12 protein-coding genes are annotated in these 11,496 nt (G+C 73.6%); 7 read left to right on the plus strand and 5 right to left on the minus strand.

The genetic code is table 11. The features are described from left to right. Nucleotides 1–13 precede the first annotated feature (13 nt). The gene (locus tag KZQ38_RS31030; protein ID WP_219447181.1) at nt 14–1,588 is read left to right on the plus strand and encodes an alkaline phosphatase D family protein; all 1,575 of its coding nucleotides are present in this window, start codon (nt 14–16) and stop codon (nt 1,586–1,588) included. A gap of 3 nt (nt 1,589–1,591) precedes the next feature. On the opposite strand, the gene KZQ38_RS31035 is transcribed toward KZQ38_RS31030, so the two are convergent. Then, a complete protein-coding gene (locus KZQ38_RS31035) occupies nt 1,592–2,353 on the minus strand; it encodes a maleylpyruvate isomerase N-terminal domain-containing protein (RefSeq protein WP_219447183.1) in 762 nt (253 codons plus the stop codon). Beyond that, nucleotides 2,350–2,766 (minus strand): SAV_6107 family HEPN domain-containing protein, encoded by a 417-nt coding sequence (locus KZQ38_RS31040; protein WP_219447185.1) that lies wholly within the window; start codon nt 2,764–2,766, stop codon nt 2,350–2,352. The genes KZQ38_RS31035 and KZQ38_RS31040 overlap by 4 nt, the downstream gene beginning before the upstream one ends. Nucleotides 2,767–2,947: 181 nt before the next feature. Between KZQ38_RS31040 and KZQ38_RS31045 the strand changes: the two genes are divergently transcribed. Both KZQ38_RS31045 and KZQ38_RS31050 read left to right on the plus strand, forming a co-directional pair. Beyond that, nucleotides 2,948–3,448, plus strand: a complete 501-nt coding sequence (locus KZQ38_RS31045) for a YbaK/EbsC family protein (RefSeq protein WP_219447186.1) — start codon at nt 2,948–2,950, stop codon at nt 3,446–3,448. Then, on the plus strand, nt 3,445–4,005 hold the full coding sequence (locus KZQ38_RS31050) for a GNAT family N-acetyltransferase (RefSeq protein ID WP_219447187.1): 561 nt from the start codon (nt 3,445–3,447) through the stop codon (nt 4,003–4,005). The genes KZQ38_RS31045 and KZQ38_RS31050 overlap by 4 nt, the downstream gene beginning before the upstream one ends. 42 nt (nt 4,006–4,047) lie before the next feature. Here KZQ38_RS31050 and KZQ38_RS31055 read toward each other — a convergent pair whose 3' ends face one another. Together KZQ38_RS31055 and KZQ38_RS31060 are read right to left on the minus strand one after the other, a co-directional pair. Continuing rightward, on the minus strand, nt 4,048–4,671 hold the full coding sequence (locus KZQ38_RS31055; protein ID WP_219447188.1) for a CHAP domain-containing protein: 624 nt from the start codon (nt 4,669–4,671) through the stop codon (nt 4,048–4,050). Between the two features lie 108 nt (nt 4,672–4,779). Further along, nucleotides 4,780–6,459 carry a DUF885 domain-containing protein gene (locus tag KZQ38_RS31060; RefSeq protein WP_219447189.1) on the minus strand — a complete coding sequence of 560 codons (1,680 nt, stop codon included), beginning with the start codon at nt 6,457–6,459 and terminating at the stop codon, nt 4,780–4,782. A 103-nt stretch (nt 6,460–6,562) separates the two neighbouring features. Here KZQ38_RS31060 and KZQ38_RS31065 point away from each other — a divergent pair, with 103 nt between their 5' ends. After that, nucleotides 6,563–7,213, plus strand: a complete 651-nt coding sequence (locus KZQ38_RS31065) for a DUF3153 domain-containing protein (protein ID WP_219447190.1) — start codon at nt 6,563–6,565, stop codon at nt 7,211–7,213. Nucleotides 7,214–7,252: 39 nt separating this feature from the next. Then, complete coding sequence (locus tag KZQ38_RS31070) at nt 7,253–7,693, plus strand: carboxymuconolactone decarboxylase family protein (protein WP_257902634.1); 441 nt, start codon at nt 7,253–7,255, stop codon at nt 7,691–7,693. Nucleotides 7,694–7,733: 40 nt separating this feature from the next. Here the strand turns inward: KZQ38_RS31070 and KZQ38_RS31075 are convergent, their stop codons facing one another. Further along, nucleotides 7,734–8,618 (minus strand): methylenetetrahydrofolate reductase, encoded by an 885-nt coding sequence (locus KZQ38_RS31075; protein WP_219447191.1) that lies wholly within the window; start codon nt 8,616–8,618, stop codon nt 7,734–7,736. A 104-nt stretch (nt 8,619–8,722) separates the two neighbouring features. Here KZQ38_RS31075 and KZQ38_RS31080 point away from each other — a divergent pair, with 104 nt between their 5' ends. Together KZQ38_RS31080 and crtI are read left to right on the plus strand one after the other, a co-directional pair. Beyond that, nucleotides 8,723–9,790 (plus strand): polyprenyl synthetase family protein, encoded by a 1,068-nt coding sequence (locus KZQ38_RS31080; protein ID WP_219447192.1) that lies wholly within the window; start codon nt 8,723–8,725, stop codon nt 9,788–9,790. A 2-nt stretch (nt 9,791–9,792) separates the two neighbouring features. After that, nucleotides 9,793–11,286 (plus strand): phytoene desaturase family protein, encoded by a 1,494-nt coding sequence (crtI, locus tag KZQ38_RS31085; protein ID WP_219447193.1) that lies wholly within the window; start codon nt 9,793–9,795, stop codon nt 11,284–11,286. The last annotated feature ends 210 nt before the right edge of the window (nt 11,287–11,496 follow it).

Raw genomic sequence — 11,496 nt, forward strand, 5'->3', positions numbered from 1 at the left:
AACGTCTGCGCCCATGGCGGAACTGGTGCTCGGCCCGGTGCTCCGGCACGTCGACAGCACGTCGGCCACCGTGTGGGTGGAAACGGACGCGGCGTGCGAGGTCACCGTGGCGGGCGGTCGCGCCAGGACGTTCCAGGCGGGCGAGCAGCACTTCGCGCTGGTCGTCGTGGAGGGCCTGGCGCCCGGCGCCAGCACGCCGTACGACGTGCGGCTGGACGGCCGGGTGGTGTGGCCGGAGCCCGGTTCGCCGTTACCCGCGCCCCGCATCCGCACCGGGCCGGTGGAGCGGATCGTGTTCGGCTCCTGCCGCGCGGCCAAGGGCGGCGACGGGAACGACCGGCTCGGCCCGGACGCGTTGGACGCGCTCGCCGAGCGGCTCAAGGACCGGCCCGAGGAGGAGTGGCCGGACGCGCTGCTGCTGCTCGGCGACCAGGTGTACGCCGACGAGCCGACGCCGCGGGTCGCGCGGTGGCTCGCCGAGCGCCGCCCGGAGCCCGCGGGCGAGGTGGTGTCGTTCCGCGAGTACGCCGAGCTGTACCACGAGTCCTGGGCCGACCCGGAGATCCGGTGGCTGATGTCGGTGCTGCCGACGTCGATGATCTTCGACGACCACGACGTGCGCGACGACTGGAACACGTCGCGGGTGTGGCGCGCGGAGATGGCGGACAAACCGTGGTGGCGGCAGCGGATCCGGGCCGCGCTCGCGTCGTACTGGGTGTACCAGCACATCGGCAACCTCGGTCCGGCGGAACTCGCGCGGGACGAGCTGTTCGGCCGGGTCCGCGCCGCCGAGGGCGACGTCCGACCGCTGCTGGAGGAGTTCGCCGAGGAAGCCGACCGCGAGGTGGACGGCCGCAAGTCGACCCGGTGGAGCTACCGGCGGGACTTCGGCCGCGTGCGGCTGCTGGTGGTGGACACGCGCAGCGGTCGCATCCTGGACGGCCCGCAACGGCTCATGGTGGGCGACGAGGAGTTCGACTGGATCGAGCGCAACGCGCAGGGCGACGTCGACCACCTGCTGATCGGGTCGTCGCTGCCGTGGCTGATGCCGCACGCCTTGAGCCACTTCCAGTCCGTGGACGAACGCCTCGCCGACCGGCCCGGCGTGGTGGGCCGGATCGCGGAACGCGTCCGCCAGGTCGGCGACCTGGAGCACTGGCCCGCGTTCCGCGCCTCGTTCGAGCGGTTGGCGCGCCTGCTGCACCGGGTCGGCAACGGGCCGGACGCGCCCGCCACGATCTGCGTGCTGTCCGGGGACGTGCACCACAGCTACGCGGCGCGTGCCGCGTTCCCCGAGCCGACTCGTTCCTCGGTGCTGCAACTGGTCTGCTCGCCGGTGCACAACGCGCCGCCGCGCCCGTTCCACGTGGTGTTCCGCCTGTCGTGGTCCAAGCCGCTGGCCTGGCTGCTGCGCCGCTGGGCGGACCGGGTGGGCGTGCCGCCCGACCCGGTCTCGTGGCGGCGGATCAGCGGGCCGCACTTCGGGAACTCGGTCGCGGAACTGGAGATCTCCGGTCGCACGGCCCGGTTCCGGTTGGCGACCGCCACCGCCGACGGCCTGCACCCGACCGCGGACCTGGTGCTCTGACGGCTACTTCGTCGCCAGCCGCAGCAACGCCCACAGCTGCGCGATGGCGTCGTGGTCGCCGTTGGTCGTCACCTCGCGGTCCGGGATGCGACCCCACAGCCAGCGGTACACCGCCATCGGCGAGCCGGCGACGTCCGCGTCCGCCGAGTCCGCCTCCTCCGGCGACACCTCCCACGCGGTGGCGGGTTCCGGGCCGGTGCGGGCGATCCACGCCCGGCGGCCGGCGCGGATCGCGACCGCGCCCTCCCGCGTGCCGCGCACGCCCAGCACGTCGAGGCGGTGGCCCAGCCACAGCGTCAGCACCTCGTCCGCGCCGTCCTCCGCCACGTCGTCCGGCACCGGGTCCAGCGGCAGGCCCGCCGCCGACTGCACGTCCATCCGGTGCACGGTCGCCTCGTGCGCGAGCCGGCGTGCCCAGAACCGGCACGTGCGCTCCGCCGGCCACCACGTCTGGCACGGGTCGTCGGCGGCGCGCTCGGACAACACGTCCACCAGCGGACCGACGCCGTCGCGCACGTAGTCGGACAGCGTCTGGCCGGCCACCGGGTCCTGCTGCCACGTCGTGGGCTGCCGACCGTCCCGCACCCACGCCGCGACCATCCGGAACGTGCTGCCGACGTGCCGCGCCGTCTCACCCAGGTTCAGCCCGGGGCAGGCGGGCACCTGCCGCTCCGGCCGCTGACCCTCCGCCGCCGTCGCCAGCACCTCGGCCTCGGCGGCCACCGTCTCGACCAACCGGTGGTAGTCGACCAGTCCCCTGCTCACGACCCGCCCTCGCGCACGATCCCGTCGACCAGCTCGGTGAACTGCCCCGCCTGGCGCACCAGGTCGTCAGCGCTGCGCGGGTCCACCCGCCGGACGGCGCCCATACGCAGCGCGGCGCGGGCCGGCGAGCAGGACGCGAAGTACCAGGCCCACTCCCGCAGTTCCGGCGCGAGCCCGGGTAGCAGGGCCCACGCGCTGGTCGGTTCGGCGCGACCCCGGACGGGTCTGCCGCGCAGCGCGAGGACCGCGCCGGCGGCACGCAGGGCGGCGAGGTAGGCGGTGGTGAACCGGTCGGCGGGCGTCACCGCGCGGTCCGCTGCACGCACGCACGCGCGGGCCTGACCGAGCAGGGCGGCGGCCGACGAGGGCGGCGGGAACCGGTGGGTGCTGGGGAAGTCGGTGGAAGTCGACATCTGCGGCCTCCTCGCGGCGTCGGGACAGCGACGACCGCCGCGGGGAGACGGCGGCACTTGGTGGTGGGGCGCTTCCCCCGCCCCACCACCAAGGCATAGCTCGAACACGTGTTCGAGCCCGGCCAGCGTAACCCGTGAACCCGACACTCCTCAACCCGGCCGGCCGTGGTCTCATGAACGGGTGAGCGCACTCGACCACCCCGGCATCCGCAAGGTCGCGGCGGCCCTCGCCGAGGCCGGCCACCCCGAAGCGGCGGACGGCATCCGCGTCCTGGCCGACGCCGTCCGCACCGCCGCCGAGGCCGCGCAAGCGGTCGACGTGCCCGTCGGGGCCATCGCGAACAGCCTGGTGTTCGCGGCCGTCGACGCGGGCGGCACCACGCCGCTGCTCGTCCTCACGTCGGGCGCGCACCGCGCCGACACGGACCTGCTGGCCGAACTCGCGGGGGTCGAGCGGGTCGAGCGGGCCCGGCCGGATTTCGTGCGGCAGCACACCGGACAGGTGATCGGCGGCGTGTCGCCCGTCGCCCACCCCGCGCCGATCCGCACGTTCGTGGACGTCGACCTGGAGCGGTACGAGGTGGTGTGGGCCGCGGCCGGGCACCCGCACGCCGTGTTCCCGACGACCTACGCGGGCCTCGTCGACCTGACCGGTGGCACGCCGGCGAAGGTCGCGCGATGACCGCCGCGCCGTCGCGGCGGCTGGTCGAGTTCTCCGCGCGGGAGCTGAACTCCCGGCTCGGCGAGGCGTTGGCGCTCTACGTCAGCGCGATGAACTACCCGCCGGGCACGGCGGAGCAGCGCGCGCCGATGTGGTTGGCGCACATGCTGCGTGACGGCTGGCGCTGCGTCGTGGCGCTCGGCGAGCACGACGAACTCATCGGCATCGGTTACGGCTACCGGGGTTCGACCGGCCAGTGGTGGCACGAGCAGGTGCGGCACGGCCTCACCGCGGTGTCCGGACCGGGCGCGGTCGAGGAGTGGATGCACGACTACTTCGAGCTGACCGAGCTGCACGTGCTGCCGGGCGCGCAGGGCCGGGGCATCGGCGAGGGCGTGCTGCGGGACCTGCTGGCGGGTGTGCCGACGTCGCGGGTGCTGCTGTCGACGCCGGAGGGCCCGAGCAAGGCGTGGCGGCTGTACCGGCGGCTGGGTTTCGTGGACGTCCTGCGCCACTACCAGTTCACCGGCGACCCGCGCCCGTTCGCGGTGCTGGGCCGCAGCCTGCCGCTGGACTGAGGAACCGCGGGGGCGACCCCGGTCCGGGGCCGCCCCCGCGTCTCAGAACGGCGAGACGAAACCGGTGGCCCGGAGTCCCGGGCCCGCGTTCAGGTCGGACAGCTTGCGCCACTTCGAGTACACGACGCGGTCGCTCACGTTGCCCTCGACGGTGCGGACGTGGGTGGCCTTCAGCCCGGTGCGGTCGTAGTTGACCTCGACCACGACACCGACGTGCGCGTACATCGACGGGTAGTTGCCGTACACGACGGCGTCGCCCATCTCCACGTCCCGGTCCGCGATCGGCTTCCAGCGGCCGTTGGCCTGGCCCCACTTCTGCCAGTACGTCGCCCAGTGCCCCTGGTCCACGCCGGGAGCGCCGTCCACCGCGCGCATCGACGGCCGCTCCGGCACGCCCGCCTTCGTCCAGGCCCAGTTCACGAACACGCCGCACCACTCGACGGGCCGACGCACGTCCGGGTCGACGTCCTGGTAGCGCTGCGGGTAGCCGTTGGGCCCGTTCTCCTTCGCGCCGACCTGGCTGAAGGCGTAGTCGACGATCTCCTGCCGGATCCGCCACTGCGCCGGGTCGGCGACCTCGTCCTGCGCCTGGGCCGGGACCGCCCCCGCCAGTAACGCGCCGACCGCGATCACGACCGCCGCGGTGCGTCTGAGACGTCTCGCCATGAGTGCCCCCTCCTCGGTGCCCGCAGCATATGCAACAGAAACCCCGGTGACGCCGCCGTTAAGGCGGTCACCGGGGTTTTGTTCACCAATGGTTCCCCAAAGGGCGGATCAGAGGGCGGCGAGGCGCTCCCGCAGCGTGTCCAGGCCCATCGCGCCCATCTCCAGCGCGTCCTTGTGGAACTTCTTGAGGTCGAACGCGTCGCCGTGCCGGGCGCGGGCCTCGTCGCGGGCCGCCAGCCACAGCCGCTCGCCGATCTTGTACGACGGGGCCTGGCCGGGCCAGCCCAGGTAGCGGTCGATCTCGTCGTGCACGTGTGCCGCTTCGGTGATGGTGCGGGTGAGCATGAACTCCAGGCCCAGCTCGGGCGTCCAGCGCTCGCCCTCGTGGAAACCCGTGCCGCGCGGGATCTCCAGCTCCAGGTGCATGCCGATGTCGATGATCACGCGGGCCGCGCGGAACAGGTGCGCGTCGAGCATCCCGAGCAGGTCGCCGTCGTCCTCCAGGTAGCCGAGTTCGCGCATCAGGCGCTCGGCGTACAGCGCCCAGCCCTCGCCGTGGCCGGACACCCAGCACATCAGGCGCTGGAAGTCGTTGAGCTTCCCGGCCTGGTGGACGGCGGTCGCGACCTGGAGGTGGTGGCCCGGCACGCCCTCGTGGTAGACGGTCGTGAGTTCACGCCACGTGGAGAACTCGGTCTTGTCCGCGAGCACCGACCACCACATGCGGCCGGGGCGGGAGAAGTCCGGGGTGGGCCCGGTGTAGTACGCGCCGACGCCACCGCCGGGCGGCGCGATGCGGCACTCCAGCCGCATCAGCTCGTCGGGCAGCTCGAAGTGCACGTCCCGCAGGTCCAGCAACGCCTTGTCGGACAGCTCCTGCATCCACGCCTGGAACCGGTCCTGGCCGTGCACCAGGTACCGCGGGTCGGCGTCGAGCGCGGCGGCGGCCTCGGCGAGCGTCGAACCCGGCTTGATCCGGTTCGCCACCTGCTTCATCTCGGTCTCGATGCGGGTGAACTCGGCCCAGCCCCACTCGTACGCCTCGGCGAGGTCGAGCCGCGCGCCGGTGAAGTAGCGGGACCACAGGCGGTAGACGTCCTCGCCGACGGCGTCCTTCGCGGGCGCCTTCGGCGCGAGGTCGTCACGCAGGAACACCGCCAGGTCGGCGTACGCCTCGGCGGCGGCCTTCGCGCCCGTCTCCAGGTCGGTGCGCAGCGCGGAGTCGACCCGGGCGCCCTCGACCAGCGAGGCGAAGTAGGACTTGCCGCCCGTGCGCCCGGACCACGTGTCGCACTGCTCGGCGACCTTGCGCACCTGGCGCAGCGCGGACACCCGGCCCCGGTCCGCCGCGTGGGCGAGGCCCGCGCGCAGGTTCGCCACGGCGTCCGGCATGGCCGCGAGGCGCTTGGCGATGGTCGCCCACTGCTCGGGGGTGTCGGTCGGCATGAGGTCGAACACCTCGCGCAGGCTCTGCACGGGGCTGGCGATGACGTTGAGCGCGCCCTCCTGGAGACCCGCCTCGTGGATCTCCACCTCCAGCCCGACCCGCTCCTGGAACACCGACTTCGCGGCGGCCTCGGACGCGTCGGCGGGCTCGGCGGCGGTGATGTCGGCGAGCGCGCGCCGGGACAGCTCCTTGCGGGCGCGGTGCCCCTCCGGCGAGTAGTCGGTCAGCTCGTCGTCGTGGCCGGGGGTACCGAGGAAGGTCGCGGTCAGCGGGTCTGCCGCCGCGTAGTCGGCTACGAACTGGTTGCTGATGCCGTGCACGCCGGCCGGAGAGGTTGCCATGGCCGCGACGTTACCTCCGGGTCGCCGGCCGCCGACAGGTATTTAGCGAGGCTCACGATCCTGTCGCCCGGTCAACTTTTGACCCGGCCGGCAGGATGACCGCGTGCCCAGGGCCACAGCGCTCCTCCTGCCCGTCCTGCTCCTCGCGGTGTTCACGCTGACGGGCTGCGTCCGGCTGCACGCCGCCATGGCGCTGTCGCCCGACGACCGCGTGTCCGGCGAGGTCATCGCCGCCACACCGCCCACGCAGGACAACGACCCGGGCCCGCAGCTCAAGATCCCGAACGAGCTGGCCGGGCGCGTCACCGCCAAGGCGTACAAGGTGGACAACTACACGGGCACGCAGCTGTTCTTCAACAGCCTGACGTTCGAGGAAGTGCGGGCCCTGTCCGCCGCCACGAGCACCACGTCCAGCCGCTACCAGCTCACCTTCCGGCGGTCCGGCGACCTGGTGACGCTGTCCGGCTCCGTGGACCTCACGCAGGTGCCCGCCGACCGCGCCGACATCCAGGTGAAGATCAGCTTCCCGGGCGAGCTGGTCAACACCAACGGCCGGGAGGAGGAGCGGAACACCATCGCGTGGTCGCCCAAGCCCGGCCAGGCGTCGATGCTCACCGCGACCCTGCGTTACGCGGGCGAGAACTCACCCGCCTACTTCGCCTGGACGATGCTGGTGGCGGGGTTGACCGGCACGGCGGCGCTGATCGTCCTGGTGCTCGCGGTCGTGGCGCACCGCCGCAGCCTCGTGGCCTGAACCACGTCACAACCCGGCGGGCCGCCCCGTCCACCGGGCATGAGGATGAACTTCGCCGCCGTGGCGCCCGAGGTGTACCGGCACCTGGTCGCGCTCGACGCCTTCGCCCACGAGCGCATCGACCGCCGGCTGGCCGACCTGGTCAAGCTGCGCGCGTCGGTGCTGAACAACTGCGCCTACTGCGTGGACCTGCACTCCACCGACTCGATCAAGGCGGGTGAGGACACCCGTCGCCTGCTCGCGGTGGCGGTGTGGCGTGAGTCCCACTTCTTCAGCGCCGAGGAGCGCGTCGCGCTGGAGTTCACCGACGCCGTGACCCGGCTCGGCGAGCACGGCGTGCCGGACGAGCTGTGGGAGAGGGTGACCGCGACGTTCGACGAGCGGCAGGTCGCCGGCCTGCTCGCGGAGATCATCGCGATCAACGCCTTCAACCGGATCGGCGTGACCATGGACTCGGCCACCGAACTGCGCTTGGGCTGACCGCGGGGCGGGGCCGACCAGGGGGCGGCCCCGCCGGGCGTCACGCGCGCACCGGCACCAGGCCCAGGCGGGACACCACCTCGCGGGTCGCCTTGGACCGGTTGAGCGTGTAGAAGTGCAGGCTCGGCACGCCCTCCGCGAGCAGCCGCTCGCCCAGCTCGGTGACCAGGTCGACGCCCGCCTTCCGGAAACCCGCCGCGTCGTCCGCGTACGGGTCGAGCCGACGCGCGACCGAGGCGGGCACCGGCGCGCCGGACAGCTCGATCGTCTTCACCAGGGTGCGGGGCGTGGTCAGCGGCATCAGGCCGGGCAGCAGCACGGCATCGCAGCCCTGCGCGGCCACCCGGTCCCGCAGCCGCAGGAAGTCCTCCGCCTCGAAGAACAGCTGCGCGATCGCGAAGTCCGCGCCCGCGCGCAGCTTGCGCACCAGGTGCCGGGTGTCCTCGTCCAGGTCCGCCGACCGCGGGTGCCCGTACGGGAACGCCGCCACGCCCACGCAGAAGTCGCCCAGCTCCCGGCACAGCCGCACCAGTTCCTCGGCGTAGGTCAGCCCGGACGGGTGCGCCACCCACTCGCCGTTCGGGTCGCCCGGCGGGTCGCCCCGCACGGCCAGGATGTTGCGCACGCCGACCGCCGCGTACCAGCCGATCACGTTCCGCAGCTCGGCCACCGAGTGCTCCACGGCCGTGAGGTGCGCCATCGGCACCAGGGTCGTCTCTTGGGCCACGCGGCCGGTGGTGCGGATGGTGCGGTCGCGCGACGACCCGCCCGCGCCGTACGTGATCGACACGAACGCCGGGTCGAGGGGCTCCAGCTCGCGGATCGCCCGCCACAGGACCTGCTCGTCCGCGGCGTCGCGCGGCGGGAAGAACTCCACGGAGAACCCCGAGTTGCCGCCGTTGAGGCGTTCGACGACCGAAGTCATGCCCTCCAGCGTAGTGCCCGTGCCGGCCTTCGGGAGGCCCGGTTCACTTCGTGGAAGCGGCCCCCGGTTGGGCGGGCGTTCCGGGCAGAGGTGACCATAGACGGGTGCCGCCCCACCCGTTGGACCAGGAACTGCCCAAGCACGTCGACGCAGCGCTCGCCGACTACCTCGCCGACCGCCGCACGCTGGGCGCGCGCATGGAGTCGAACTTCACCGACGTGGTGGACGGGCTCGCCGACTTCGTCCTCGGCGGCGGCAAGCGGATCCGGCCGACGTTCGCGTGGTGGGGCTGGCGGGCGGCGGGCGGCGACCCGGGCGGCGACCTGGCCGGGCCCGTGCTCACGGCGGTCAGCTCGCTGGAGCTGATCCAGGCGTGCGCGCTGATCCACGACGACCTGATGGACGCCTCCGAGACCCGCCGGGGCATGCCCACGGTGCACATCCGGTTCGGCAAGAAGCACCGCGACGAGGGCTGGCTCGGCGAGGCCGAGCGGTTCGGGCTCGCGGCGGCCGTGCTGATCGGTGACGTCGCGCTGGCCTGGGCCGACGACATGCTGTTCGCGGCGGGGCTGCCCAAGGACGCGTTGCAGCGGTTGAGCCTGCCGTGGCGGGACATGCGCACCGAGATGCTCGCGGGCCAGTACCTGGACGTGCTCACGCAGGCACGCGGTGACTCCTCTCCGGACGCCGCGTTGCGCATCGACCGGCTGAAGACCGCCGCGTACACCGTGGAGCGCCCGCTGCACATGGGCGCGGCGATCGGCGACGCGCCGCCGGAGCTGGTCGCCGGCCTGCGTGCGTTCGGCACGGACATCGGGGTGGCGTTCCAGCTCCGGGACGACCTGCTCGGCGTGTTCGGCGACCCGGCGGTGACCGGCAAGCCCGCGGGCGACGACCTGCGGGAGGGCAAGCGGACGCTGCTCGTGGCGCTGGGCGTGGAGTACGGCGCGGACGTGCTGCACGACGCGTTGGGCCGCCCGGACCTCGACGTCGACACCGTGGACGAGATCCGGGCCAGACTGGTGGAGGTCGGGGCGGTGGACGCGGTCGAGCGGCGCATCGCCGAACTCACCCAGTCCGCGCTGACGGCGCTGGCGCGGGCCCCGATCGCCGAACCGGCCGGTGAGCGGCTGGCGGAACTCGCGATCAGCGCCACGAAACGGACCTACTGACGATGCGCACCGTCACCGGCCGCACGGACCACGTGGTCGTGGTCGGCGCGGGACTGGCGGGCCTGTCCGCCGCGCTGCACCTGCTCGGCGCGGGCAGGCGCGTGACCGTGGTCGAGCGCGACGACGTGCCCGGCGGCCGGGCCGGGCGGCTCGACCTCGGCGGCTACCGGTTCGACACCGGCCCCACCGTGCTCACCATGCCGGAACTGGTCGAGGAGGCCCTGAACGCGGTCGGCGAGAGCCTGGCCGACCGGCTGGACCTGCTCCCCGTGACACCCGCCTACCGGGCGCGGTTCGCCGACGGCTCCGTGCTGGACGTGCACGCCGACGGCGACGCGATGGAGGCGGAGGTGCGGCGGTTCGCCGGACCCGCCGAGGCCGCCGGGTACCGGGCGCTGCGGTCGTGGCTGACGGAGCTGTACCGGGTCGAGCGCGACGCGTTCATCGGCGCGAACTTCGACTCGCCGCTGAGCCTGCTCACGCCGCAGCTGGCCCGCCTGGCGGGGCTGCGCGGGTTCGCGCGGCTGGGACCGTCCGTGGCGCGGTTCCTGAAGGACGAGCGCCTGCAACGCGTGTTCTCGTTCCAGTCGCTCTACGCGGGTGTGTCGCCACGCCGGGCGCTCGCCGCGTACGCCGTCATCGCGTACATGGACACCATCGCGGGCGTGTACTACCCACGCGGCGGGATGCGCGCGTTGCCGGACGCGTTGGCGGACGCCGCCCGGGACGCGGGCGCGGAGCTGCGTTACCGGACGAAGGTCGCGTGGCTGGAGCGGATCGGCCGCCGGGTGACGGCCGTGCGCACCGCGCAGGGCGAGCGCATCCCGTGCGACGCCGTGGTCCTGACGCCCGACCTGCCCATGTCGTACCGGCTGCTCGGCCACCGCCCGCGCCGCCCGGTGCCGCTCACCTGGGCGCCGTCGGCGGCCGTGCTGCACGCCGGGGTGGACCGGACGTGGCCGGAACTCGCGCACCACACGCTGTTCTTCGGCGGCGCGTGGGACCGCACGTTCGACGAGCTGACCCGCCGGGGCACGTTGATGAGCGACCCGTCGCTCCTGGTCACCAGCCCGCCGGGACGCGGGATGTTCGTGCTCGCGCCGACACCGAACCTGCGGGTCGGCGCGATCGACTGGGACCGCGTCGGCCCCGCCTACCGGGACGAGGTCGTGCAGGTCCTCCAGGCACGCGGCCTGACCGGGTTCGGCGACTCGATCGAGGTGGAGTCGCTGGTCACGCCGAAGGACTGGGCCGCGATGGGCCTCGCCGCGGGCACCCCGTTCTCGGTCGCGCACACGTTCGCCCAGACCGGCCCGTTCCGGCCGCGCAACCTGGTGCTCGACAACGCCGTGCTGGCGGGCTGCGGCACCACGCCGGGCGTGGGCGTGCCGCCGGTGCTGATCTCCGGGAAGCTCGCGGCGCAACGCGTCACGGGACACGTCGGCGCGGCGTGGCGGCGACCGGCCGTCCGACCGCGGGCGCAGAGCCCGCGCTGACCGACGCGGGGTGACCGGCGACACCCGCCACCCCCCGTGCGGGGCACCCCTCCCGGTGCCCGCACGGGCATTCCCGCACGTCGGAATACTCCAACTGGTCACTCGCCCGGGTGGCCGCCCCATGCGAGGATCCGTCGAGGTGTCCCGAGGGCGTCGCGCGTCTCCGCCATAGCGTGCCGACGCGCGCTCGCGTTGTGCGACGATGTTGCC

Origin of the sequence: Saccharothrix obliqua (assembly GCF_019375475.1) — a bacterium.
Lineage (GTDB): Bacteria > Actinomycetota > Actinomycetes > Mycobacteriales > Pseudonocardiaceae > Actinosynnema > Actinosynnema obliqua.